Annotated in this window: 22 protein-coding genes; 12 read left to right on the top strand and 10 right to left on the bottom strand. The window is 63.2% G+C overall.

What is annotated here, in order from left to right:
- Positions 1–81: 81 nt before the first annotated feature.
- Positions 82–990 carry an ion transporter gene (locus tag GJA_RS04160; RefSeq protein ID WP_038489103.1) on the bottom strand — a complete coding sequence of 303 codons (909 nt, stop codon included), beginning with the start codon at positions 988–990 and terminating at the stop codon, positions 82–84.
- A 76-nt stretch (positions 991–1,066) separates the two neighbouring features.
- On the bottom strand, positions 1,067–2,302 hold the full coding sequence (locus tag GJA_RS04155; protein WP_038489101.1) for a metal-dependent hydrolase: 1,236 nt from the start codon (positions 2,300–2,302) through the stop codon (positions 1,067–1,069).
- 107 nt (positions 2,303–2,409) lie between these two features.
- Here GJA_RS04155 and GJA_RS04150 point away from each other — a divergent pair, with 107 nt between their 5' ends.
- From GJA_RS04150 to GJA_RS04140, 3 genes are read left to right on the top strand one after another with little or no spacing between them, the layout of a single operon-like run.
- Positions 2,410–2,958, top strand: coding sequence for an RNA polymerase sigma factor (locus GJA_RS04150; RefSeq protein ID WP_081905241.1), 549 nt, complete (start codon positions 2,410–2,412; stop codon positions 2,956–2,958).
- Positions 2,959–2,973: 15 nt separating this feature from the next.
- Positions 2,974–3,282 (top strand): hypothetical protein, encoded by a 309-nt coding sequence (locus GJA_RS04145; protein WP_038489097.1) that lies wholly within the window; start codon positions 2,974–2,976, stop codon positions 3,280–3,282.
- Between the two features lie 56 nt (positions 3,283–3,338).
- On the top strand, positions 3,339–4,592 hold the full coding sequence (locus GJA_RS04140) for an MFS transporter (protein ID WP_156484155.1): 1,254 nt from the start codon (positions 3,339–3,341) through the stop codon (positions 4,590–4,592).
- Between the two features lie 5 nt (positions 4,593–4,597).
- On the opposite strand, the gene GJA_RS04135 is transcribed toward GJA_RS04140, so the two are convergent.
- The 5 genes from GJA_RS04135 to GJA_RS04115 all read right to left on the bottom strand — a co-directional run bounded on the left by GJA_RS04135 (position 4,598) and on the right by GJA_RS04115 (position 7,685).
- The gene (locus GJA_RS04135; protein ID WP_144241418.1) at positions 4,598–4,897 is read right to left on the bottom strand and encodes a hypothetical protein; all 300 of its coding nucleotides are present in this window, start codon (positions 4,895–4,897) and stop codon (positions 4,598–4,600) included.
- A 259-nt stretch (positions 4,898–5,156) separates the two neighbouring features.
- The gene (locus GJA_RS04130; RefSeq protein WP_038489093.1) at positions 5,157–5,447 is read right to left on the bottom strand and encodes a DUF427 domain-containing protein; all 291 of its coding nucleotides are present in this window, start codon (positions 5,445–5,447) and stop codon (positions 5,157–5,159) included.
- A 76-nt stretch (positions 5,448–5,523) separates the two neighbouring features.
- Positions 5,524–6,171, bottom strand: a complete 648-nt coding sequence (locus tag GJA_RS04125; RefSeq protein ID WP_038489091.1) for a DsbA family oxidoreductase — start codon at positions 6,169–6,171, stop codon at positions 5,524–5,526.
- 265 nt (positions 6,172–6,436) lie between these two features.
- A complete protein-coding gene (gene plsY / locus GJA_RS04120) occupies positions 6,437–7,084 on the bottom strand; it encodes a glycerol-3-phosphate 1-O-acyltransferase PlsY (RefSeq protein ID WP_081905240.1) in 648 nt (215 codons plus the stop codon).
- A gap of 109 nt (positions 7,085–7,193) precedes the next feature.
- Entirely contained in the window at positions 7,194–7,685 is a 492-nt protein-coding gene (locus GJA_RS04115) for an aminoacyl-tRNA deacylase (protein ID WP_038489087.1), read from the bottom strand.
- 36 nt (positions 7,686–7,721) lie between these two features.
- Here GJA_RS04115 and GJA_RS04110 point away from each other — a divergent pair, with 36 nt between their 5' ends.
- Positions 7,722–8,705, top strand: a complete 984-nt coding sequence (locus GJA_RS04110; protein ID WP_038489086.1) for an endonuclease/exonuclease/phosphatase family protein — start codon at positions 7,722–7,724, stop codon at positions 8,703–8,705.
- 70 nt (positions 8,706–8,775) lie between these two features.
- Here GJA_RS04110 and GJA_RS04105 read toward each other — a convergent pair whose 3' ends face one another.
- Positions 8,776–11,262 (bottom strand): sensor domain-containing protein, encoded by a 2,487-nt coding sequence (locus tag GJA_RS04105; RefSeq protein ID WP_242404446.1) that lies wholly within the window; start codon positions 11,260–11,262, stop codon positions 8,776–8,778.
- 210 nt (positions 11,263–11,472) lie between these two features.
- Between GJA_RS04105 and GJA_RS27095 the strand changes: the two genes are divergently transcribed.
- The 5 genes from GJA_RS27095 to GJA_RS04085 all read left to right on the top strand — a co-directional run bounded on the left by GJA_RS27095 (position 11,473) and on the right by GJA_RS04085 (position 17,706).
- Positions 11,473–11,757 carry a hypothetical protein gene (locus GJA_RS27095; RefSeq protein WP_144241417.1) on the top strand — a complete coding sequence of 95 codons (285 nt, stop codon included), beginning with the start codon at positions 11,473–11,475 and terminating at the stop codon, positions 11,755–11,757.
- 162 nt (positions 11,758–11,919) lie between these two features.
- On the top strand, positions 11,920–13,137 hold the full coding sequence (locus GJA_RS04100) for an efflux RND transporter periplasmic adaptor subunit (RefSeq protein WP_038489084.1): 1,218 nt from the start codon (positions 11,920–11,922) through the stop codon (positions 13,135–13,137).
- Between the two features lie 3 nt (positions 13,138–13,140).
- Positions 13,141–16,275: an efflux RND transporter permease subunit gene (locus GJA_RS04095; RefSeq protein ID WP_038489082.1), complete on the top strand. Its 3,135-nt coding sequence runs from the start codon at positions 13,141–13,143 to the stop codon at positions 16,273–16,275.
- 358 nt (positions 16,276–16,633) lie between these two features.
- Complete coding sequence (locus GJA_RS04090) at positions 16,634–17,356, top strand: MgtC/SapB family protein (protein WP_038489080.1); 723 nt, start codon at positions 16,634–16,636, stop codon at positions 17,354–17,356.
- The gene (locus GJA_RS04085) at positions 17,356–17,706 is read left to right on the top strand and encodes a Ku family protein (RefSeq protein WP_038489078.1); all 351 of its coding nucleotides are present in this window, start codon (positions 17,356–17,358) and stop codon (positions 17,704–17,706) included. Before GJA_RS04090 ends, GJA_RS04085 begins: the two co-directional genes overlap by 1 nt.
- Positions 17,707–17,717: 11 nt before the next feature.
- Here GJA_RS04085 and GJA_RS04080 read toward each other — a convergent pair whose 3' ends face one another.
- Together GJA_RS04080 and GJA_RS04075 are read right to left on the bottom strand one after the other, a co-directional pair.
- On the bottom strand, positions 17,718–19,127 hold the full coding sequence (locus GJA_RS04080; protein WP_038489076.1) for a sensor histidine kinase: 1,410 nt from the start codon (positions 19,125–19,127) through the stop codon (positions 17,718–17,720).
- Entirely contained in the window at positions 19,120–19,803 is a 684-nt protein-coding gene (locus GJA_RS04075) for a response regulator transcription factor (RefSeq protein WP_038489074.1), read from the bottom strand. The genes GJA_RS04080 and GJA_RS04075 overlap by 8 nt, the downstream gene beginning before the upstream one ends.
- Positions 19,804–20,304: 501 nt before the next feature.
- Here GJA_RS04075 and GJA_RS04070 point away from each other — a divergent pair.
- Genes GJA_RS04070 through GJA_RS04060 form a run of 3 tightly spaced genes read left to right on the top strand, consistent with a single transcriptional unit; the run spans position 20,305 to position 25,838 of the window.
- A complete protein-coding gene (locus tag GJA_RS04070; protein WP_038498638.1) occupies positions 20,305–21,447 on the top strand; it encodes an efflux RND transporter periplasmic adaptor subunit in 1,143 nt (380 codons plus the stop codon).
- Positions 21,440–24,544 carry an efflux RND transporter permease subunit gene (locus GJA_RS04065; RefSeq protein WP_038489071.1) on the top strand — a complete coding sequence of 1,035 codons (3,105 nt, stop codon included), beginning with the start codon at positions 21,440–21,442 and terminating at the stop codon, positions 24,542–24,544. Before GJA_RS04070 ends, GJA_RS04065 begins: the two co-directional genes overlap by 8 nt.
- Entirely contained in the window at positions 24,531–25,838 is a 1,308-nt protein-coding gene (locus tag GJA_RS04060; protein ID WP_038489069.1) for a TolC family protein, read from the top strand. The genes GJA_RS04065 and GJA_RS04060 overlap by 14 nt, the downstream gene beginning before the upstream one ends.
- The last annotated feature ends 80 nt before the right edge of the window (positions 25,839–25,918 follow it).

Below are 25,918 nucleotides of genomic sequence, written 5' to 3'. Positions count from 1 at the left end.
GGCCCAGGGTTGTCCGAAGTGACGCGGTGCGCGGGCACGGCCTTGCCGACTGCAATCAGACGAACAGGAATCATTCTCGCATCATCCGTGAGCGTGTATAAAAGGCGGCAATCCGGCGCCACAGTCTTTGCAAAATTTCGCGTCGGCTTCATGGCCTTCGGTCAGGCATTCGGTACAGGTGCGCGTGGTCGGCTTGCCGGCATGGCGCTGGGCCGTCATTTCAGCACTGATGATGCCGGTCGGCACCGCCAGGATGCCCCAGCCCAGCAACATCATCAGCGAGGAAATCGTGCGTCCCAGGTCGGTCTTCGGCGCGATATCGCCAAAACCGACCGTGGTGACAGTGCTGATGGCCCAGTACACGGACGTTGGTATGCTGGTAAAGCCGCTTTGCGGCCCTTCCACCACATACATCACCGTGCCCAGCAAAAACACCACCAGCATCACGAACGACAGGAAAATCAGGATCTTGCGCCGGCTCGCCATCAGCGCGCGGCCCAAGACACTGTATTCGTGCACGTACGAGGTCAGCTTCAAGATCCGGAACATGCGCAGCAAACGCAGGATCCGCACGTCGAGCAGCACATGGGCGCCCGGCATCAGCAGCGCCGCATAGGTCGGCACGATGGCCAGCAGGTCGATTATGCCAAAGAAACTTTTTCCGTAGCGCAGCGGACGTTTCAGGCAAGACAGGCGCGCCACATATTCGACGGTAAACAGTCCGGTGAAAAACCATTCCAGCGCCGTCAGCCAGGGGCCATAACGCCGGTCGATCGCCGCCACGCTGCTCAGCACCACCACCGTCACGCTGAGCAGGATCGCCGCGATCAGGCACAGGTCGAACCAGCGGCCGGCGCGGGTTTCCGCTTCGAAGATGATGGTGTAGATGCGCTCGCGGACGCCGCGTTCGGGCTTGCCGTACAGGCGAAACGCTTCTTCCGCCGCACGCTGGCGGGCGGCGGTGCTGGTATGTAAATGGTCAGCCTGCATGGTGAACGTTCGCTTGCATGATGATGATTGTATCGAGAGTTTGCCGGCAATCAGGGTAAGCGTGCGCGCCTGGCAATTATTGCGGCTTGCGTAACATGTCGCTGCGCGGCGGCTCCCAGCCCGGCACATGGACCGGACAAGCCCGGTGCTGCAAGCGCGCCACGTCGATGCTGGTGAAATTGCCGCGCAAGCCGCCGGAAAAGCGCGCATCGGTGGCGACCGTGCCATCGAGCCCGGGCATGCGCGCAAAGCGCAGCCAGGCGTCGAAATAACAGCTTTCGCCTTGCAACTGGCGCAGCGCGGCCAGGCTGCCATTGCTTTCAGTCATTTGTACGATACCGGGCGCCAGCACGGTGCCGGGCCCTCGGTCGGCCAGGCCGGCCGGACAGGCAGCGGGCGGCAAGATCCCCGGCGCCAGGCTCAGCATGCCGCGCCGCAAGCGGTAAGTAGCGGCGGCCTGATTACTTTCCGCCGATACAAATACCCAGCACAGCGGATTCGACGGAAACGCCGTCATCGATACATCCCACACATGGCTGGCCGGGTCGATGTGTTGCAGCGCGGCTTGCAAGCGTGCGCGGCCCACATGCGTCGCGGCGCCCTGCAGCAGGATGAAAGCGATGCCGATGCCGAAAGACAGCGCCAATGCCTGGCGGCCATGCTGGCCAGCACGATGTTGCAAAAGAGCAAGCCCGATACCGATGGCCAGCAGCACGGCGCACGCCGTCCACGCCAGGAAATCCTTGAATACAAAGAAACACAGCGCGGCCAACAGGCCGGCCAGTATCGCGGCTTTCAAGACCCGGCTGCGCAGCGCCATGACCACCGGCACGCCGAACGCGACCCACAGCAGCGGTTCGATGATGAACAGGGTATCGCCATAAAACCAGCGGCTGGCAAGCGGATAAAACGGGTGCAAGCCGTAGGAATTCAAGAAATCCATGAACAGGTGCAAGCCCAGTCCCAGCACGATGCTGCTGCCCAGGCCGAGCCGGGCGCTGCGGCTATGCTTCAGCAAGGCACGCGCGGCCGGCCACAACAGCCAGATCAGCGCCAGCAACAGCAAGGCTTGCGGCAGCGCGAACAGCACGGTATGGGTGTGGCCGCGGTGATGCAGCAAATAACCGAGCGGGCTGGGTAGCAGCCGCGTCAGGAACAAGTCCAGGTCGGGCGCGTTGCTGGCGAACCAGCAGGCAAACAGCATCAGGGCGCGCCGCGTTTGTTGTTGCGTGTCTGACGTTTCGCGCGACAAGCTACGGTGCAGCAACTCGCCAGTGCCCAGTCCGATGACCGAATGCGTAATATTATCCATGTGCCGATATTACAATAAACTGCACAGAAGAAATTTTCACGCGCATACAATATTTCCGATTGTGAGACGTCTTCCATAGCATGACTGCGCCGAAACTCCCGAACCCGATGACCGATGAAGACCGGGACATCACCGCCACTGTATTGCAGCAGCGCGGCAAGCTCGGGAATTTCATTGCTCGGCGCGTGTCCGATCCCAGCGAGGCCGACGATATCCTGCAAGAGGTGTTTTACGAATTCGTCCAGGCGTATCGCTTGCCCGCGGCGATCGAACAAGCCAGCGCGTGGCTATTCCGGGTCGCGCGCAACCGCATCATCGACCGTTTCCGCAAGAAAAAGGAACAGCCTCTCGACGCGCCGGACTGCGACGCTGACGACGATAGCGATTACCGGCTCGACCTGGCGCTGCCGTCGCCCGATGACGGGCCGGAAGCGCAATACGCCAGGTCGGTCTTGCTGCAAGAGTTGCAGCAGGCGCTGGATGAGTTGCCCGCCAAGCAGCGCGAGGTCTTCATCGCCAACGAACTCGAAGGCATCAGTTTCAAGGACATGGCGGCGCAAAGCGGGGTTGCCCTGAATACCTTGCTGGCCCGCAAACGCTATGCAGTCTTATACCTGCGCAATCGCCTGCAAGCGATCTACGATGAATTTGATTGATGAAGGAGTGGAATGATGAAACTCAGAAACAAAAAAGTAGTCAAACTGGGCTTGGTACTGGCCGCCGTGGCGGCGCTGGGCGGCGCGGTGATGCTGTTATGGAATGCCGTGGTGCCGGGTGTATTTGCCGGCAGTAACACCATCGATTATTGGCACGCGCTGGGCTTGCTGCTGCTGTGCCGCATCCTGTTTGGCGGATTCCGCGGCCATGGCGGATGGAATCAGCGCCATCACTGGCAACGCTGGCAAGCGATGACGGAAGAAGAGCGCGAACAGTTTCGCAAAAACATGGCGAGCGTGTGCCAGCCGCCCAGGCATGAATAAATAGACAGCGCCGGAGTATGTCCGGCGCTCCATCACCCTCGATAAAAATTACAACCATGAAGCCAGTCCCTGCATCTCCAGCGGCGAGTCTTTCCCGCTACCAAAAAATTGTCATCGGCATGCTGGCCTTCCTGCAATTCGCCGTGATCCTCGACTTCATGCTGATGGCGCCGCTGGGAGCGATGATCATGCCCGGCCTGGTCATCGACACCCGCCAATTCGGGCTGGTCGTGTCGGCCTACGCATTCAGCGCCGGCCTGTCCGGCTTGCTGGCGGCGGGGTTCGCCGACCGCTACGACCGCAAGCAAATCCTGCTGTTCTTTTACGCCGGCTTCATCATTGGCACCGCCTGGTGCGGCCTGGCGCAAAGTTTCGAGTCGCTGCTGCTGGCGCGCATCTTCACCGGCTTGTTCGGCGGCGTCATCGGCTCGGTGGTGCTGGCGATCGCCACCGACTTGTTCCCCCCGCAAATGCGCGGCCGCGTGATGGGCTTGATCCAGACGGCCTTCGCGACCAGCCAGGTGCTGGGCATTCCGATCGGCCTGTATCTGGCTAGCCGCTGGGACTGGCATATGCCATTCCTGGCGATGGCCGGCCTCGGCGTGCTGGGCGGCTTGCTGGTTTGCTGGCGCATGCAGCCGGTCAACGCGCATTTGAAGCAAGCCCAGGAACATAGCCCGCTGATGCACCTGTTTCACACCGTGACCGAAACGCGCTACCTGATGGCGTTTGCGATTACCGCATTATTGACCACCGGCGGTTTCATGCTGATGCCGTTCAGCAGCGCCTATAGCGTCAACAACCTGGGCGTCAGCTTGCATGACTTGCCGACGGTCTACCTGATCACCGGGCTGTGCACGATCTTCTTCGGCCCGCTGATCGGCAAGTCGTCCGACAAGATCGGCAAGTTCCCGGTGTTCATCGTCGGCACGGTGCTGTCGATCGCCATGGTGCTGATCTACACCCACCTGAGCGCGATCTCGCTGGCGATGCTGGTGGTGCTGAATGCGCTGATGTTCGTCGGCATTTTTTCACGCATGATCCCCTATCAGGCGATGGTGTCCTCGGTGCCGGCAGTCACCCAGCGCGGCTCGTTCAACGCCGTCAGCGCATCGATCCAGCAATTGTCCGGCGGCATCGCCTCGGTGATCGCCGGCCACATCGTCAGCGCCGGCGCGGATGGCAAGCTGCAGCATGTCGACACCGTCGGCTACGTGGTGGTGGCCACCTCGCTGCTGGCGGTGCTAGTGGTGTGGAAGTTGCAGCGCAGCCTGGACCAGGCCGCGCAAACCGTAGCGGATACGGCCTGACGCCGTCACAGCGCTTGCAACGCCGCACCGCGCAAGCCGACCAGCAAGGCGCGGCCGTCCGGCATCACGCGGAATTCAGCGAAGCGGGCGCCGCCCCCGTCATACCAGTGCGGCGCCTGCGGCAGGCAAGCCAGCGCCAGCAGCAGGCTGGCCAATGCGCCCAGCACCGCCAAGCCGCGCGGCAGCCAGTACGCCAGGGTGGCAGGTTCGCGCTCGAAGCCCGCCAATTGCTGCAATTGCCGGCTAGCGCCGGCATCGAGCCGATGCCGGTGAGCCAGTTGGTAAAGCGCAAGACGCACGTCCATGGGTCGCTTTCAACGATGTCAGGAGGATTACGGGCGCGCCGCTACCTGCCCGCCGATGGCGCAAGAGGCGAGCGATCAATTGAAGAACAGGAAACTACTTAGAGCCTATCCCAGTAGATGAATACGCCCTCTTCTGGCGCCCCTCAGGAACGGGGACTGCGTTGATCGTCGTCGCGTGGCGCGCCACGCTTGCTCCTCACGCCTGCTCCGCGCTGCTGATGCGCGGCCAGCAGACGACGCTCACTACTGGGATAGGCTCTTAAGATTGAACGTCGATGCCGCGCCAGAAGGCGACATGACCGGCAATTTCCTTGGCGGCATCGAACGGCTGCGGGTAATACCAGGCCGCGTTTTCATTGACCTTGCCGTCGACCACGACATTGTAATAGCTGGCAGTGCCCTTCCATGGACACGTGGTCTGGTGGCTGCTGGCTTGCAGGTAGCTTTGGTTCACCGCCGATGGCGGGAAGTAGACATTGTTTTCGACGACCTTGATGTCATCGTCGGCGGCTTGCGCGATCACGGCGCGGTTCCAGCTGGCTGTTGGCATATCGTCACCCTCCATGCAGGGAGTGTAGCGCAAAATCGCCGGCATGGCACACGCCACGTCGGCGATTATTTCAACCTCAGGCGGCAGCGATGATTTGGCGTAAGGCCCGCTCGAATACTTCCGGCGGCTGGCCGCCGGAAATCAGGTGGCGATCATTGATGATGACGGCTGGTACCGAATTGATGCCTTGTTGCTGGTAAAAAGTTTCCTGGGCGCGCACCTGGCCGGCAAACGCGTCCGATTCGAGTATCTTGCGCGCCTCGTCCTGGTCCAGGCCCACTTCGCCCGCCACTTTCAGCAGCAAGTCATGCGACGACGGGTTGCCGCCATCGGTGAAATACGCCTTGAACAGCGCATTCTTCAATGCCCCCTGGCGGCCTTGCAACGCCGCCCAGTGCAGCAGGCGGTGCGCATCGAAGGTGTTGTAGATGCGGCTGCGCTGCTTCATGTCGAAGGTGAAACCGAGCGCCGCGCCGCGCGCCCGTATCATTTCCTGCGATTGGGCCAGTTGTTCGGGGCTGGAACCGTATTTCCGGGCGATATGCTCGCCGATATCCTCGCCCTCGGCCACCATGTTCGGATTCAGCTCGAAAGGCTGGAAATGCAGCTCGGCCTTGGCACTGTCGCCCAGCTTATCGAGCGCCTGTTCCAGGGATTTGAGGCCGATTGCACACCACGGGCAAGATACGTCGGAAACGAAATCGATTTTGATCGGAGTAGTCATGTCAACACGCCTTTGCCCGCTCAGGGCTAGAATGGGGAGGCCGCACCATGCGGCAACGTAGCCTTCCATATATGTCCGCCTGGTTCTAAATCAATAGAACGGCGAACACAGCGCAACACTTATTTTTTACAACACCTGACAAAACCGTAGCGAGCGGATGGGAGTTGCGGCAGAGAAGCGGAGCTGTGCGCATGCACGGGGACGCCAGGTCAGCGAGCATCGGAGGCCGCAAATTACGACGCGCAGTAGGTGTTGTCAGGTGTTGTCATTTCTTTTTGACGTCGGGCTTACTCTTGCTGCCAATACGGCTTTCCTTGCCAGCCAGCAAATTCGAGATATTCTTGCCATGGCGATAAGCCAGCAAGGCGCTCATGACGACCACCGCCAGCAGCCTTTCATCCATGCCGAACAGCAAGCCGTAATAAAACGGCGCGAACAGCGCGGCCACCAGCGCCGCCAGCGACGAATAGCGGAAGGCGTAAGCGATTACCAACCACGTGACCAGCGTCGCCAGGCCGAGCCAGGGATTCAGGCCCAGCAGCACGCCGAGCGCGGTGGCGACGCCCTTGCCGCCGACAAAACGGAAGAACACCGGCCACAAATGGCCGAGGAACACGGCGATCGCCACCAGCGCCACCGCCACGTCGCCGGCGCCCAGGTATTGCGGATAACGGTCGGAAATCTGGATCGCCAGCCATACCGCCAGCCAGCCCTTGGCGCCGTCGCCGATCAGGGTCATCACGGCTGCGCCCTTATTACCGCTGCGCAAGACATTGGTCGCGCCAGGGTTTTTCGAACCGTAGGTGCGCGGATCGGACAAGCCGAAAGCCTTGCTCATCACTACCGCAAACGACACCGAACCGATCAGGTAAGCGCCCACTGTCATCAGGACAGTGATTAATACTGTATTCATTTCATCCCTTGTATTGTCTTGCCGGCGCTGTCCGCCGGGGCTGATGAATATACACCAAGCGCCTGTACTGGCGGCTATCCGTCAAGAAATTTTTTAATAGCGAGCACTGTTATTCTTTTAAAGCGCAATGGACTGGTTTGGCCCCCAAAACATCCAGCAACACTTGCGGCGCCACGCCGATCAGGAAACCGCGCCGGCCGCCGTTGATGTAGATCAACGCCAAATCGAGGATGCTCGCTTCCACATACACCGGCATCGTTTTCTTGGTGCCGAACGGCGACGTGCCGCCTATCATGTAGCCGGAATGGCGCTGCGCCACGTCCGGTTTGCACGGTTCGACCGATTTGCACGGGATTTCACGGGCCAGGTTCTTGGTCGACACCTTGCAATCGCCATGCATCAGCACGATCAGCGGCTTGGCGCCCTCGTCCTGCATCACCAGGGTTTTGACGACCGCATGTTCGTCGACGCCCAACTCGCGCGCCGACACGCTGGTGCCGCCATGTTCCTGGTAGGGATAGGGATGTTCGGAAAACGCGACTTGATGTTTACGCAGCAATTGCGTCGCCTGCGTTTCGGAAATGTGCTCTTTTTTAGCCATGCGTGATACGCTAATCGTTCAATGGGAGTTCTAATTATGCAGCAAGAAATCCGCTTTGCCACCTTCAATGTCTGCAATCTGGGGCCGGTCGGGGCAAAATTGTACGATAACCTGGAACCGCTGACGCCGCTGCAATACGAGGCCAAGGTCAACTGGACCGCGCGCCAGCTGGACCGGCTCGACGCCGACGTGATCGGCTTCCAGGAGATTTTTTCGCAGGCGGTCCTGCTGGACGTGCTGTCGCGCACCGAAAAATACCGCGGCGCGTGGCATGCCGGTTTCGACGCCGACCTGTCGATCGACGGCGCGCGCCTGACGCCGAACGTGGCGCTGGTGTCGCGTTTGCCGCTGGCCGGCCCGGCCCAGGTCTATGCGGTGTTTCCGGAAGGCTTGCTGATACCCGGCGGCAATGGCGATCATGGGGCCGACCGTTTTGCGCGCGCCCCGCTGCATGCGCAAGTGCTGTTGCCGGACGGGCGCGGCATCGACGTGCTGGTGATCCATTTGAAATCGCGCCGCCCCGATTACCGCAATGGCGACGACGGCAAGCCGGCCGCTGATACGCTGCCGTACGCGATGGCCAATTTGCGCTCGCTGATACGGCGCGGCGCCGAAGCGGTGGCGCTGCGCGTGCTGCTGTCGCAAATCGGCCAGCGTACCCGCCAGCCGCGCATCGTGCTCGGCGATTTCAACGATGTCGCCGACGCCGTCACCACCGGCATCGTGCTGGGGGCCGGCGCATCGCTGGACGAAGGCCATGCATTGGCCGACCGCATGTACGACAGCCGGCACATCCAGTTGCGCCAGGATTTCCTGCGCCACGTCGCCTATACCAATGTACACGACGGCCATTACATGACCATCGATCATATCCTGGTATCGGAAGAATTCAACCCGGCCTCGCGCCATGCGATCGGCGCAGTGCTGGACGTGATTTACCTGAATGACCATTTATTGCAGGCGCTACCCGAAGCGTCGGACCATGGACAGGTGCTGGCCCGGATACGCATCGGTTTGTAACAGCGTCCGGCAAAATGCTCAGGACAAGGCGATGCAACGCCGCCATGGGCGTTTTGCCGGACGCTACAGATTAGTGCAACATCTTGCCGAGTTCACTGGCCCGTACCGCGTCGCTGGCGTAAAAGCCCTGGTATTGATCGCAACCTTGCCGGCGCAGGAATGCCAGTTGCTGCGCCGTTTCGACGCCTTCGGCGATCACCTTCAATTTCAAGCCCTTGGCCATCGCGATGATCGCCGCCGCCACCGTGCCATCGTCGTCGGCGCCGCCGACACCGGCCATGAAGGAGCGGTCGATCTTCAGTTTGTCGATCGGGTAATTGCGCAGATGCCCCAGCCGCGAATAACCGGTACCGAAATCGTCGATCGCCAGCTGGACGCCCATCCGGTGTAACTGATCCAGCACGTCGTTGACGTTGATGCCATCCTTCATGATGATGGTTTCGGTGATTTCCAGCTCCAGGCAGGCCGCCGGCAAACCCGATTCATCCAGTGCGGCGCCGACGATGGCAGGCAAGTTTTTTTGCATGAATTGCGCCACCGACAAATTAACCGCCACCACCAGCTTGTAACCGGCGTCATGCCACCGCTGCGCCGCCAGGCAGGCATGCAGCAACACCCAGTTGCCGATCGGTATCATCAAACCGGCATCCTCCGCCACCGCGATAAAGCGCTCCGGCTTCAGCAAGCCCAGTGCCGGATGTTGCCAGCGGATCAGCGCTTCGGCGCCGACGATGGCGCCGCTGGACACATCAAGCGATGGCTGGAATTCCAGGATAAATTCATCGTTGTCCAGCGCGTGGCGCAAGCCGTTTTCAAAGGTCACCCGTTCGACGATCTGGGCATTCATGTCGGCGTTAAAGAATTGAAAGCCGTTGCGGCCGTTTTCCTTGGCGTGGTACATCGCGATGTCGGCGTTCTTGATCAATGTTTCCATGTCTTCGCCATCGCTGGGAAAGATGCTGACGCCGATCGAGGTCGACACGTGCAATTCGTATTCCGCGATCTGGTACGGCTGGGTCACCGCCTGCAGCACGCTGGCCGCCACATGCGCGGCCTGGTCGATGCCGCCGATATCGGCCAGGATGATGACGAACTCGTCGCCGCCCTGGCGGCTGACCGTATCGACGCCGCGCACGCAGTGCACCAGGCGCTGCGCCACTTCCTGCAGCAGCAAGTCGCCGACATGGTGGCCCATGGTGTCGTTGATGTTCTTGAAGTGATCCAGGTCGAGAAACAGGATGGCCAGCATGCTGTGCCGGCGGCGCGCCGCCACCAGCGCCAGGCTGAGCCGGTCGAGCAGCAAGACCCGGTTCGGCAAGTCGGTCAGGAAATCGTGTTCGGCCATGTGGCGCGTATGCTCTTCCGACTGCTTGCGGTCGGTAATGTCGGACAGGATCGCCATGTAATTGCTGATCTCGCCCTGGCTGTCGCGGATCGCCGTCAGCGACAGCCAGCCCGGATAGGAGGTGCCATCCTTGCGCTTGCCGAGGATTTCATCCTGCCAATGGTCGCTGCGCTCCAGCTCCGCCCAGATCTGGTGAAAAAAAAACTGTTCGTCGAGCTCCGAACGGTGCACGCTGAACAGCTTGCCGATCATGTCGCCAGCGTCAAAACCGGTGATCTCGGTATAAGCGCGGTTGACCGTGATCACCATGTGCTGGCGGTCGGTCACCAGGATCGCATCGCGCGCGTGCTCCATCACTTGCGCCGCCAGGTACAGCGAACGCTCGGTCAGCCTGCGCGCCGAGATATCGCGTATCACCGCATAAAACAGGTATTCGTGGTCCAGCGTGATCGACGTCAGCAAGACTTCGCCCCAGAACAGCTCGCCCTGGCACGTCAGGTAGCGCCAGTCGTAGCGGCAATTGCCGGTGGCATACACTTGCCTGGCCATGCGCGTACTCAAGCCGAGCGACAACTCGCCATCAGGCTGTTGCAGCGGCGAAAAATCGCACAAACGCTGCCCCAGCATGCGCAGTTTGCCGTCGCACTGGAACAAGGCCAGCGCGGCTGGATTGACATCGGTGATGTGCTCGTCCTGGATCAGCAGGATCGCATCGGCGGACTTGTCGAATAATTGGCGAAAATTGCCGCCCGCTTGTTGCAGCGCATCTTCTTCCTGCTTGCGCAAGGTGATGTCGACATCCATGCAAAAAATCTGGTGCAGCCGGCCGGCGCGAAACACCGGGTACATGCTGGAATAAATCCACAGCGTGGCGCCGTCGGCCTTGCTGACCAGCCAGTCGCGCGGCGCCTGCACCTTGCCCCCCAGCCACAGTTGCTCGATCTCGGCGGCAAACTCGGCCTTGCCTTCGCCATAGTCCAGCACACTCGCCAGCGGCTGGCCGATGGCGTTCAAGGCACTGGTCCCGTACAGTTCGGCGGCGCTGAGATTCCACACATGCACGATGCCGGCGCGGTCGAAACTGCGCACCGCAACCACCGGCGCCAGTTCAAGCGCATCGACCAGGCATGACAATGTTTCAAGTGCGATACTGGATGTGACTACCGAGGGAGACGACGCGCCGGAGGATAGTTCAGTAATGGAATCAGACACCCGGCACCTCGATGCAGAAAGCCGGCGTCAATCGGGCCGGTCGTACAATCATGCTCTCATTTTTGCGCGCTGGCCAATCCGCCTATTGACGCCCCTCAATGATGCTGGTGTATTCCTGTTTCATTCCAGCTTCACAATATCCCATATCGATCCATCATCCCTGCTTCCAGCCCCTCTCTTTGCCAGGCTGATAGCGTTATTCAAGACGCCATGGCGATAGATGGCGCAAACCGCCGGCGCATCGCTAATCATGATGAGTCCGATCATATTATTTATGCAATAATGCACAAGAATGCGGCAGCGATAGCCATCATCGCCGCCTGCCGCCTGCCCATGGTTTACGGTGCCCAGCGCCAGTGTAGTTCAAGGAAAACGAACAGCAGCCTGCGCTTGCACGAAGTACCGCGCTTTACACCCGGTTTCTGCATTTCAGGCCGGGTTTCCAGCATTCTGTCGCATTTCGATGGCTGGCAGGCTGGAAACTTCATAAAGTAACAACATGCGAAACGCCGCGCCGCAGCAAGGGAGCAGGCGTGTTCCCGTGCCAGGCAGGGCGTTTCGCTACCCCAGCAAGCGTATCGCTCCGGTTACCGCCCAAGGTCGCTTCATGCCGCGACCGCGCCGGAGGCGTATCCACCCCTAGATGAGAAGACCGATATGAAACTTGAGACCTTGCCGCCGTCATCCATCCAGTCCGCCCCCCGCGGCAAACGCTGGCGCGCGCCGGTGATCGGCCTGATTGTGCTGGGTCTGGCGGGTGCGGGCTGGAGCGTCATGCAGGCAAGACAAAAGCCGGCCGCCACGCTGGCCCAGCCAAGCCAGCAAGAAAAGAAAGCGGTCATCCATGAACTGGCGCGCAGCGACGTGGCCGCCATCGGGGCCCGCTCGCTGACCGTCAATTTACCGCTGTCCGGCTCGCTGACGCCGCTGACCCAGGCCACCATCAAGTCCAAGGTGTCCGGCGAAGTGCATGAAACCACGCTGCAGGAAGGCATGCAAGTGAGCGCCGGACAAGTGCTGGCGCGGCTCGACACGGCCGACCTGAAGGCCCGTTTGATGCAGCAGCAAGCCGCGCTCGACGAAGCGCAGGCGCGCTTGTCGCTGGCCAACAAGAATGAAGTCAACAACCTGGCCTTGCTGAAGCAAAAATACATTTCGCAAACCGCCTACGATACGACCCAGAACAATGTCGAACTGGCGCGCGCCAACGTCAAGTCGGCCGCCGCGACGCTCGAGATCGCGCGCATCGCGCTGGCCGACACGGTGATACGCGCGCCGATCGCCGGCATCGTCAGCAAGCGCCATGTGCAGGCCGGCGAAAAGCTGGCGCCCGACATGCCGGTCTACACCATCGTCAACCTGGCGCGGATGACGCTGGAAGCGCAAGTGCCGGCGTCGGAAATTCCGCGCATCAAGGTTGGCCAGCAAGTGACGTTCAAGGTCGACGGTTTCCAGGAGCGCGACTTTGCCGGCGCGGTGGTGCGCATCAACCCGACCACCGAGAGCGGTTCGCGCGCGATGCTGGTGTATATCTCGGTCGATAACCGCGATGGCGCCTTGCGCGGCGGGATGTTCGCCAAGGGCAATATCACCACCGAACGCTCGGCCGTGATGCCGCTGGTGCCGCTGGCCGCGCTGCGCAACGAGCAGGGCCGGCAGGTGGTGTACAAGATCGAACACGACAAGGTGGTGTCGCAACCGGTCAGGCTGGGCTTGCGCAACGACGATGAGGGTTATGCCGAAGTCACCGAGGGACTGGAGCAGGGCGCCAGCGTGATCGTCGCCAGGCTGGACGGCGTCAAGCCCGGCCACCGGGTGAAATTGCCGGCGCCCCCTGCCAGCACGGCTGAAACCAGGCCCGCGCTGAAGGGCTGAGCCATGTGGATCACTAAAACCAGTATCCAGAATCCGGTCTTCGCCACCATGGTGATGGTGGCGCTGATGGTGCTCGGCTTGTTTTCCTACAAGGGCCTGGGCATCGAAAGCATGCCCAGCGTGCAGCTGCCGTTCGCCGCGATCGAAGTCAATTATCCGGGTGCGTCGCCGGAAGCCGTCGAAAACGATTTGACGCGGCCGATCGAAGACATCGTCAACACCGTCAGCGGCATCAAGACCATCCGCGCCAACTCGTGGGAAGGCCGTTCCGGCGTCTACCTGGAATTCGAATTGTCGACCAATATGGACAAGGCGATGCAGGAATTGCGCGACAAGGTGGCGCTGGTGCGGCCGCGCTTCCCGAAGGAAGCCAAGGACCCGTTCATCGCGCGCGCCGAGGGCGACAATGAACGCCCCATCGTGCAACTGAGCCTGACTTCCAGCGGCCACAGCCTGCGCGACTTGTCGACCTTGACCGAACAAGTGATCACCAAGCGCTTCCAGAGCGTGGCCGGGGTCGGCCAGGTCAAATTGAGCGGCACCGCGTCGCGCCAGATCCTGATCAGCCTGAAACCGGTGGAACTGGCGGCGCAAGGCATCGGCGTCGATGAAGTGATCCGCGCGATCCAGGCCACCAATACCAACCTGCCGGCCGGCAGCATCAGCCATGGCGCCAGCGAACAGTTGGTGCGCGTCGAAGGCAAGATCAAGGATGCGCGCGAATTCGGCCGCATCATCGTGGCGCGCCGCGCCAACGGCGTGGTCTACCTGGACCAGGTGGCCGAAGTGATCGACGGCGAACAGGAGGAATTGTCGATTTCGCGCCTCAACGGCGAGCGCGCCATTTCGATCGAAATCACCAAGGTGCAGGACGCCAACGTGGTCGAAGTCGGCAACGGCATCGAACGGGTCGCCGCCGAACTGCAAAAGACCCTGCCGGCCGATATCAGACTGCGCGTGCTGGACGATGAATCGGTGCGCGTGCAAAGCCAGCTCGACAACGTCAAGCGCACCATCATCGAAGGCGCCGTGCTGACCATGGTGATCGTGTTCCTGTTCCTGCATTCGTGGCGCAGCACCATCATCACCGGCCTGACGCTGCCGATCTCGGTGATGGCCAGCTTCATCGCCATGAAGGCGTTCGGTTTTACGCTGAACTTCCTGACCTTGATGGCGCTGTCGCTGTGCATCGGCTTGCTGATCGACGACGCCATCGTGGTGCGCGAAAACATCGTGCGCCACCTCGGCATGGGCAAGAACCATTACAAGGCGGCCAACGACGGCACCAATGAAATCGGGCTGGCGGTAATGGCGACCACGTTTGCGATCGTCGCGGTATTCGTGCCGGTGGCGTTCATGCAAGGCATCATCGGCCGCTTCTTCCTGCAGTTCGGCATCACCGTCGCGGTAGCCGTGCTGGTGTCGCTGTTCGTCAGCTTCACGCTCGACCCGATGCTGTCGTCGGTGTGGCGGGACCCGCTCAAGGACCGCTTCAAGTATGCGCCGTGGCTGGGCCGTTTCATGGCCTGGATCGAGCACGGCATCGACCACTTGCACGTCTGCTACGGCAAGGTACTGGCACTGGCGCTGCGCTGGCGCAAGATGACGCTGGCGGTGGCGTTCGCGCTGTTTGGCGGCAGCATCCTGCTGGTGCCGATGATAGGCGGCGAAATGTTTCCGGAAACCGACCAGGGCTGGATCAACCTGAGCTTCAAGACGCCGGTCGGCTCCAGCCTGGAATACACCGACAGCAAGGTGCGGCAAGTCGAGGATGCGTTGAAGGAGTTCCCGGAAATCGACAGCCGGCTGGCGGTGGTCGGCACCCAGGACGGCCGCAATACCGCGCGCGTCGATTTGAAACTGACCGACATCAAGCTGCATCCGCGCCGCTCGCAACAGGAACTGGAAAAGCTGATCCGCGAACGCTTGCAGCCGATCGCCGGCATCCGTTTGTCGGTCGGCCAGAAACCGATCTTCATCGCGATACTCGGCACCGACGAAGGCAAGCTCGACGACGTAGCGCACCGCCTGATGGACAAGATGCGCGCGATCAAGGGATTGGCCGACATGGAATACAGCCAGGAAGGCGCCAATCCGTCGACCACCGTCAAGATCAATAATGAACTGGCCAGCGACCTCGGTTTGTCGGTGCAGCAGATCGGCGCCGCGCTGCGGCCGTTCGTGGCCGGCGACACCGTCAGCCACTGGCTGGCCGCCGATGGCCAGAACTATGACGTCAACGTGCAATTGCCGAAATCGGGACGCCAGAAAGTAGCCGACCTGGCCGACCTGGCGCTGGCGTCCAGCAAGCTCGACGCCGACGGCAAGCCGGTGATGGTGCCGCTGCGCCAGGTGGTCGAATTCATCCCCTCGTCCAGCCCGCAAGTGCTGAAGCGCCAGGCGCTGCAACGCCGCGTCGCGATCTATGCCGGCGTCGAAGGCCGGCCGGCCGGCGACGTCGATGGCGACGTGCAAAAAGCCATCAAGGCGATCGAGCTGCCGGCCGGCGTGCGCTTCGACATCGCCGGCAATGCGCAGCAAATGCAGGAAACCATGGCCAGCGCCGGTATCGCGCTGGCCATCGCCATCATCTTCATTTACCTGGTGCTGGCGTCGCAGTTCGGCAGCTTTTTGCAGCCGGTCGCGATCATGGTGTCGCTGCCGCTGTCGCTGATCGGCGTGCTGGCGGCGCTGCTGGCGACCGGCAGCACGCTGAATATTTTCTCGGTGATCGGCTTCATCATGCTGATGGGACTGGTGACCAAGAATGCGATCCTGCTGGTCGATTTCACCAACCATGCGCAGCGCGGCGGCAAGGGCCAGGTCGAGGCCATCATGGAAGCGGGCCAGGTGCGTTTGCGGCCTATCCTGATGACCACGCTGGCGATGGTGTTCGGCATGCTGCCGATGGCGATCGGCATGGGCGACGGCGGCGAAACGCAAGCGCCGATGGGCCGCGCGGTGATCGGCGGCGTGCTGACCTCGACGCTGCTGACGCTGGTGGTGGTGCCGGTGGCCTACACCTACCTCGACAGCTGGGGCAAACGGGCGGCGCGCTACTTCAAGGGCAACCATGAAGAAGAACACGGCGCAGTGCAGCCGGCGGCGCTGGACAAACCGGCGCCGGACGCGACATAAACCCTCGCATGGCGGCTTCGACGCAGCCGCCATATGCCTGCGCGCCGCTCCCTGAAGACTTGTTCAGTTGACATGGGTTGGATGCGTGGCTAGACTCTGTCCATTATTCATTTATGGAGTTACTCGTGGGTGCTTGTTCCAGTGACAGTAGTCGATTATTGATCGGCGATCAGCCTTAGCAAGACGCGCGACTGCGCACGCCTTGCCCCGGCAAGGTGTGTTTTCTCCAGCGGCCGATTTCAGCGCCGCCCACATCTCCCCCATCGTTCAATCAGCAATCGGCTACTGGCCGATGTGATGGCCGGCCCTATGCCGGCCCGCCGCAAGCGTCGCCTGTAATTCCCCTCGGGAGTCGGTGATGATCTGGTATGACTTTGCGCTGCGCGTCGCCGCCGCGCTGATCCTTGGCGCCTTGATCGGCGCCGAACGGCAACTGCGCCAGCGCATGGCCGGCTTGCGCACCAATGCGCTGGTGTCGGTCGGCGCGTCGCTGTTCGTCATGGTGTCGGTGCTCGAAGGCGGCCCGGAAGGCCATTTGCGCATCGCCGCGCAAGTGGTGTCCGGCATCGGCTTTCTGGGCGCCGGCGTGATCATGCGCGAAGGCATGAGCGTGCGCGGCTTGAACACCGCCGCCACGCTGTGGTGCTCGGCCGCCGTCGGCATCTTGTCCGGCCTCGGCTACAGCGTCCATGCGGCGATCGGCACCGTGTTCGTGCTGGCGGCCAACCTGGTGTTGCGCAGCATCGCCCAGCGCATCAACGCCCACGGCAGCGCGGCCGGCATCGAAACGGAAAGCATTTACCGCGTCAGCGCCGTATGCCACGCGGAAGAGGAAGTCCAGGTGCGCAATATGGTGCTGGGCATGATCAGCGGCATGCCGGCGCTGATGCTGCAATCGCTGCACAGTGAAGACGCGCCGCAGGCGGGCAAGATCGAAGTGCGCGCCGACCTGCTGACCACGCCCGGCCATTTGTCGCTGCTGGAGCAAATCGTCAGCCGGGTCAGTCTCGAAGGCGGCGTGTCGGCGGTACGCTGGGCGCTGGTCAACAATGCGGAATTTGTAGCGGAAAGAGGTGTGTGATGAACATGTTGAACTGGATCTTCAAGCGTGGCGCCAAGTGGAACCTGAAACCGTCGCAGCGTCGCGACAATAATACCTTCGGCTTGTCGGCCTATCGCCTGACCGTCACCTGCCCGTCGTCCGAAGCGGACCAGATCGTCCACCTGCTGCTGCAGGAATTGCAACTGGTCGGCTTGAGCCCGTCGCAAATCCTGCGTGTATGGGACGACAGCAAAAGCATGGTGAAACTGGTGGCGCTGGTGATGTGCCAGATCGCCCAGCGCATCGGCCTGGTGCGCTTCGTCAACCGCGCCGGCGCCATGCCGCAAGTGCGTCATGTGCGCTGGGAAGGCGTCGCGCCAGCCGCCTGAAGTGTTGGAGATTATTCCACTACCTTGCTCCCGGCCGGCAAGCGTATTGTGAACAGCGCGCCGCCGCCGGGCCGGTTCGACGCTTCGATGCGGCCGCCATACGCATGCACGATCGATTGCGACAGCGCCAGTCCCAGGCCGAAGCCCGGCGCCGCGCCGGCGCGCGCCTTGGCGCCGCGGTAAAAGCGCTCGAACAGGTGCGGCAATTCATCGACGCCGATGCCGGGGCCGGCGTCGGCCACATTGATCAGCGCATCGACGCCGTCGGTGCACAGGCTGACGAACACTTCACTGTCCGGCGGCGAAAACTTGACCGCGTTATCGAGCAAATTGGCCAGCACCAGGCCGACCGGCCCCGGTGCCACGCGCGCGCTGACCGGCGGCGAGTCGCTGCACACCAGACGGATGCCGCGCGCGCCGGCCACCATGTCGAGCCGGCGCGCCGCCTCCTCGGCCAGCGGGTTGAGCAGCATGACTTCGGCGCCGCCGCGCTCCTGGCCGACGTCGAGCCGGGTCAGCATCAGCAATTCCTCGACCAGCAGCGTCAGGCGCTGGACCTCGTCCAGGCAGGAACCCAGCGCACCGACATACTCGGCGCTGTCGCGCGGACGGCGCAGCGTGATTTCGATTTCGGTGCGCAGCCGCGACAGCGGCGAACGCAATTCGTGCGAGGCGTCGGCGGTGAAACGGCGCTGCGCATCGAAGCCCTGCTCCAGCCGTTCCAGCATATCGTTCAGGGTATCGACCAGGCTGCCGATTTCATCTTGCGTGCCGGGATGCGGCAAGCGCTGGCCCAGGCTCGATTCGCCGATCAGGTGCGCCTGCGACACCACCTCGGCGATCGCCAGGAACACCCGCCGCGTCAGCATTTCGCCGGCCATGCCGACCGCCACCAGCAAGGCCAGCGCCATCGCGCCGAACAGCATGGTGGCCGACGACAGCACGTGGTTGACGTCGTCCAGCGAACCGGCCACCTGCACCGCCATATGGTTGCCGCCGACATGCATCGGCAGCGACACCATGCGCAGCGGCTCGTCGCCGAATTTGGTCAGCGTCTGGAACACGGTTTCGCCAGCCGCCAGCCGGGCCAGCAAGGCCGGCGTGGCCGGCAGTTGCGCCGCTTCCAGGTTGCGGCTGCGCGCCAGCACGCGGCCGTCGCCGTCGATGATTTGCACCAGCCGGTCCAGCCGCGCCAATGACGGCGGCGCCACGCCGGCCGGCAATTCATGCACGCTGACCGGCTGGCGGCCGGCCGCCGGCAGCATCGCCATCTCGGTTTCGCCCAGCGCCAGCAGCGCCGCGTCGAGCTGGCTGTGCACCGCGCGCGACAAGCCCCAGTACGCGGCCAGCGCGGCAAAGGCGACCACCGCGACGATCGCGGCCAGATGGGCCAGCGCCAGGCGCTTGCGAAAACTAAGCACCGGGATGATCCGCCGCCAGGCGGAAACCGCGTCCGCGCACCGTCTGGATCAGCGCCGGTTTGCCGGGCGGGTCCAGCTTGCCGCGCAAATTCCGGATATGCACGTCGATCAGGTTATCCAGGCCGATCAGGTCGGCCTGCCAGATCTGCTCGGCCAGCCGCGCGCGGCTGACCACTTCGCCGGCCTGGCGCATCAAAATCAGCAGGATCGCGTATTCCTTCGGCGTCAGGTCGAGCTCGGTACCGGTGCGCGTGACGCGGTGGCTGACCGGGTCCAGCGTCAGGTCGGCCAGCGTCAGCACCAGCGGCCGGCTGATGTCGGAGCGGCGCAGCAAGGCGCGTATGCGGGCCAGCAATTCCTCAAACTCGAACGGCTTGGTCAGGTAATCGTCGGCGCCGGTATTCAGGCCGGCGACCCGGTCGCTGGTCGCGTCGCGCGCGGTCAGCATCAGGATCGGCGTCTGGATGCCGCGCGCGCGCAGGTCGCGGCACAGCACGATGCCCTCCTTGCCCGGCAACATCCAGTCCAGCACGATCAAGTCGTAATCCATGCTGAAGCTTTCATCCTCGCCCTCTTCGGCCGAATGCACCATGTCGACCACGAAGCCCTCTTCCTGCAAGCCGCGCGCCAGCAGGCGCGCCGCCTTGCGGTCATCTTCCACCAATAGAATTCTCATATTTCCTGCCATTTCTCGTTGCCGGACCGATTGCACAAATTGCACCATATCGCCGGCTATTCTACAGGCCATCTTCCAGGCGATTTCCATTCTGAAGAAGGATTCAGGCTTTCTTGGGATGATCTTCAGCAGTGCTTTGTTATTCTCTCGGCGACTGAACGTTTTGTCAGGCGCTCTGAGTCAATGCAGCAAATCGTCACCATATCCACGCCGCCACGGCGCCCCCATCATCAACAGGAGAAAGCTTGGACCCCGACTCGAGTTATCCACCCTGCCGAACAGGTAGCGCGTTCATTGTAGTCTGATTTTCCCTCCGTTTTTTATAGATGGCGCGGGTCAGGACGATTCAAACCCGCGCGGATGTTTCACCGGCCGGCCAGCGCGCCGCCCGGCCGGCATATCCCCCTCTTCGGCACTGTACCCATCGCCGCACGCCCGGTTCCCGGAGTGCGCGGCGCGCATGCGCACACGCCATCCAACCCAACCACAAGGATGATCGAGATGACATCGATACGCCATATGAATTTGCGCACCTGGTGCGCCTTCGCAGTCGCCTGCGCCACCTTGACGGCCTGCGGCCGGCACAGTCCGACAGCCGCCGCTGCAGTACAGGAAAACAATAGCGCGCCGCTGCACCGGGCCGACGGCAGCATCGAAGTGCCGGCCGCTTCGCCGCTGCGCCAGCGCCTGCAAGTGGCGGCCGTGACGGAACAGGATATCGCCAGCGCCATCGGCGCGCCCGGCACCATCGAGGCGATGCCGGAAAAACTGGTCAGGATCACGCCGCCGCTGGCCGGCCGCATCCTCAAGATACAGCGCTCGCTGGGCGACGCCGTCAAGCTGGGCGAGCCGCTGTTCACGCTCGATTCGGCCGAGCTGAGCGCGGCCCACGGCGAGTACAGCAAGGCCCGCTCGGCGCTGCTGCAGGCGCGCCAGGACCTGGAGCGCCAAAAGACGCTGTTCGACGCCGACATCGTCGCGCGCAAGGATTACGAAGCGGCCCAGGCCACCTACGACCAGGCCAATAGCGACGCCCGTTCCAGCGCCGACAAGCTGGCCCAGTTCGGCGCCAGCCTGCACAGCGCATCGCAGCGCGACTATGTGCTGCGCTCGCCGATCGCCGGCCGCGTGATCGAGATGAACGGCGCCCAGGGCGGCTACTGGAACGATATCAACGCGCCCGTCATGACGGTGGCCGACCTGTCCACCGTGTGGCTGTCGGCCGGCGTCGCCGAGAAAGATGTGGCGCAAGTCGCGGTCGGCCAGAAGGCCGGCATCACGCTGAGCGCCTATCCGGGCCAGGTATTCGACGGCAAGGTCGCGTATGTCGGCGAAGTGCTGGACCCGGACACGCGCACCGTCAAGGTGCGGGTGGCGATCGCCAACCCGGACGGCAAATTCCGCCCCGGCATGTTCGCCCACGCCGACTTCACCGCGAGCAGCCACCGTGGCCTGGCGGTGCCGGCCGCGGCGCTGCTGCAAAACGGCTTGTACACCCGGGTGCTGGTGGAGCGCGCGCCGCTGCGCTTCGAACCGCGCGTGGTCAAGGCCGGCGCCACGCTCGGCGGCCAGGTGGAAATCGTCTCGGGACTGAAGGCCGGCGAACGCATCGTCGTGAAGGAAGGAGTGCTCCTGAATGATTGATTCCTTCATCACCACCTGCTTCAAGCGGCGCGGCATCGTCTGGCTGGTGCTGCTGTTCGTCACCCTGTACGGCATCTATAGCTGGAAGCAATTGCCGATCGAAGCCTACCCGGACATCGCCGACGTCACCTCGCAAATCGTGACCCAGGTGCCGGGCCTGGGCGCCGAGGAAATCGAGCAGCAGATCACCATTCCGCTGGAACGGGCGCTGCTCGGCACGCCCGGCATGCATGTGCTGCGCACCCGCAGCCTGTTCGCGCTGTCGCTGATCACCGTGGTGTTCGACGATGGCAGCGACGGTTATTTCACCCGCGAGCGCCTGCAGGAGCGGCTGATCTCGGTCACGCTGCCGTACGGCGCCAAGCCGGGCCTCGACCCTTATACGTCGCCGACCGGCGAGATTTACCGCTATACGCTGGAATCGAAGACGCGCAGCCTGCGCGAGCTGTCGGAGCTGCAATTCTGGACCGTCATCCCGCGCCTGCAAAAAGTGCGCGGCCTGGCCGACGTCAGCAATTTCGGCGGCCTGACCACCCAGTTCATGCTGGAACTCGATCCGGCCCGCCTGACCCAGTACGGCTTGACGCTGGGCCAGGTCAAGGACGCCATCAACGCCAACAACAGCAGCGGCGGCGGCAGCGTGATCGACCGCGGCCAGCAATCGTACGTGGTGCGCGGGGTCGGCCTGCTGCATTCGCTGAACGACATGGGCAACGTGGTGGTCAGCACCAAAAACGGCGTGCCGGTGCTGATCAAGGATCTCGGCCGACTGGCTTACGGCAACGTGGAGCGGCGCGGCATCCTCGGCAAGGACAACAATCCCGATACCATCGAGGGCATCGCGCTGCTGCTGAAGGAATTCAACCCGTCCGAAGCGCTGGTCGGGGTGCATGCGGCGGTGCAGGACTTGAACGACAACCTGCTGCCGAAGGATGTCAAGGTGGTGCCTTACCTGGACCGCACCTCGCTGATCGACGCCACGCTGCACACGGTCAGCTCGACGCTGGCCGAAGGCATGCTGCTGGTGGCGCTGGTGCTGCTGCTGTTCCTCGGCAGCCCGCGCGCGGCGGCGATCGTCGCGCTGACGATTCCGCTGGCGCTGCTGATCGCCTTCATCTTCATGCACCATTTTAAGATTCCGGCCAACCTGCTGTCGCTCGGCGCGATCGACTTCGGCATCCTGGTCGACGGCGCGGTGGTCCTGCTGGAAAATATACTGCGCCGCCGCGAACAGCAGCAAGACCGGCCGCTGACGGCGCAGGACGCGGTGCAGGCCACGCTGCAAGTGGCCAAGCCTATCGTGTTCGGCATGACCGTCATCATCGCCGCCTACCTGCCGCTGTTCGCCTTCCAGCGCATCGAATACAAGCTGTTTTCGCCGATGGCGTACGCGGTCGGTTCGGCGCTGCTGGGCGCGCTGGTGGTGGCGCTGACGCTGATCCCGGGCCTGGCCTGGCTGGCGTTCCGCAAGCCGCGCCGCATGTTCCACAACCCGGTGCTGGAAAAACTGTCGGCGCTGTATGCCGGCTTCCTGCAGCGCGCCATCGGCAAGCGGCGCTGGGCCATCGGCGTGTGCGGCGCCGCGCTGGCCGGCTTGCTGGTGCTGGGCGGCACCATCGGCCGCGACTTCCTGCCGTACCTGGACGAGGGTTCGCTGTGGCTGCAAGTGCAGATGCCGTCCGGGATCACGCTCGACAAGGCGTCCGACATGGCCAGCGAATTGCGCCGCGCCACGCTGGAATTCCCGGAAGTGTCGTACATGGTCACGCAGACCGGCCGCAACGACGACGGCACCGATTACTGGACCCCGTCGCACATCGAGGCCAGCGTCGGCCTGAAGCCGTACCGGGAATGGCCTTCGGGCATGAGCAAGCAGGACTTGATCGCCAGGCTGGGCGAACGCTATAAAAAAATGCCGGGCTATAGCGTGGCCTTCATGCAGCCGATGATCGACGGCGTGCAAGACAAACTGTCCGGCGCGCACAGCGACCTGACGGTGAAGATTTTCGGCGACGACCTGGAGCAGGTGCGCGCCATCGCCGGCAAGGTCGCCGACACCTTGCGCGGCGTGCCGGGCGCGTCCGACGTCGCGGTCGACGTCGAACCGCCGCTGCCGAACCTGAAGGTCGAACTGGACCGCGCCGCCGCCGCGCGCTATGGCATCAACGCGGCCGACGTATCCGACCTGATCTCGACCGGCATCGGCGGCGCGCCGGTGGGCCAGATGTATATCGCCGAAAAAAGCTACGACATCACGGTGCGCTTCCCGCCCGAGCTGCGTTCCAGCCCGGACGCGGTGGCCAACCTGATGCTGAGCACCGCGACCGGCGCCAAAATCCCGCTGGCCCAGGTCGCGAAGATCAGCACCACCTCGGGCGAAAGCGTGATCGTGCGTGAAATGGCGCGCCGCAACATCATCGTCCGCCTGAACGCCCGCGGCCGCGACCTGGCCAGCTTCCTGGCCGAGGCGCAGCCGCTGGTCGAGCGGGCCGTCCAGTACGACCACCAGCGCATCCAGGTCGAATGGGGCGGCCAGTTTGAAAACCTGCAGCGCGCCGAGGCGCGGCTGGCGATCATCCTGCCGATGACGCTGGGCGCCATGTTCCTGCTGCTGTTCGGCCAGTTCCGCAACCTGCGCCAGCCCGCGCTGGTGCTGCTGGCGGTGCCGCTGGCGATGCTGGGCGGCCTGGCCGCGCTGCACTTGCGCGGCATGACGCTGAACGTGTCGAGCGCGGTCGGCTTCATCGCGCTGTTCGGGGTGGCGGTATTGAACGCGGTGCTGATGCTGGCGCAAATCAACCGGCTGCGCATCGCCGAGGGCAGGGATTTATTGGCGGCGGTGCTGGAAGGCGCGCGCGACCGCATGCGGCCGGTGCTGATGACGGCCACCGTGGCGGCGCTGGGACTGACCCCGGCCATGCTGGCCACCGGCCTCGGCAGCGACGTGCAGCGTCCGCTGGCGACGGTGGTGGTGGGCGGCCTGGTGACCGCCACCGCGCTGACGCTGTTGCTGCTGCCGGCGCTGTATTACCTGATCGAAGCGCGGGTCCTGGCGCGCGCACCGAAAAATCAAGGAGTGGATCATGAAGAAATCTAACCGTACCAGCCTGATGCTGCTAGGCGTCGCCGTGATGCTGCAAGGACTGCCGACGGCACACGCCGGCACGCCGCTGCGGTTTGCCGACTACCTCGACGCGGTCGAGAAAAACAGCCTGGACTTGCAGGCGCAGCACGAAAACGTGACGTCGGCGCAAGCCGGCATCGGCATCGCCGGCATCCGGCCCGACCCGGTGTTTGCCTATGGCGCGTCGCGCGAACTGGTGCGCACGGCGGGCAGCAACCGTCCGGTGACGCATAACCCCAGCCTGGCTTTTACGATTGAAACAGGCGGCAAGCGCGATGCGCGCATCAAGGCGGCGCGCAGCAACCTGAGACTGGCCGAAGAGACGGTGGCTGGCTTCAAGAGCGATTTGTACAATAGCTCGGCGGCGGCGTTCGCCGAGGCGTGCCGCACCCGCGACGTGCTGGCCCGCAAGGAGCAAACCGTCAAGGCGCTGTCCGAGGTGGTGCGGGTCAACCAGGTCCGTAACAAGACCGGCGACGTGGGCGGGCTGGAATTGCTGCAGTCGCGGGTCGAGCGCGACCAGTTCAAGGCCGACGTGGTGCAGGCGCGCAGCGATGCGGCGGCGGCCATGCTGAACCTGTCGCCGCCGCTGGGCCGCAATATCGGCGAACTGTTTCCGAGTCCGGAACTGGCGTGCGAATTCAGCGCCTTCCACGAGGGCGACGATGCCGGCGCGCTGATCCCGCAAGCATTGAACCGGCGCGGCGACGTGCGCATCGCCCGCGCCACGCTGGACAACCTGCGCGACGGCGCGTCGCTGGCGCGCGCCAACCGCTCGGTCGATCCGACCGTGACGGTCGGTATCAGCGCGCTGCGCGGTTATCCGGAAGGCATCGACGCCAGCGGTGAACCGACCGACGCTACCTCCCGTTCGCGGGTACTGAGCGTGTCGCTGTCGGTCCCGATTCCGCTGTCGCGGCGCGACAAGGGCGACCTGGTGCAAGCCGAGTCGCTGGTCACGCAAGCGATGCTGGGCTTGCGCCAGGCCGAACTGAAGGCGGAAACCGAGGTGCGCATCGCGCAAAACCAGTTCATGGCGGCGCGCGACAACCTGACGCGCTACCATGAATCGGTGCTGGCCGATGCGCAGAAAGTATTGGACGGCATGCGCGTTTCGTATTCCAATGGCAATGCGTCGATTCTCGAACTGCTGTCCGCGCAACGCTCCGCCGACGACGCCTGGCAGGCGTATCTGCAAGCCCGCGCCGACCTGGCCACCGCAACGGTGCAGCTGCAACTGTCGATCGGGCAGCGGCCGGCGCTTTAAGAGCCTATCCCAGTAGTGAGCGTCTTCTGCTGGCCGCGCATCAGGAGCGCGGACCAGGCGTGAGGAGGACGCGTGGCGGG

Source organism: Janthinobacterium agaricidamnosum NBRC 102515 = DSM 9628, from assembly GCF_000723165.1.
GTDB lineage: Bacteria > Pseudomonadota > Gammaproteobacteria > Burkholderiales > Burkholderiaceae_D > Janthinobacterium > Janthinobacterium agaricidamnosum.
The sequence above is the reverse complement of the archived record's forward strand: the minus strand, read 5'-3'. Positions and strand labels throughout refer to the sequence as shown.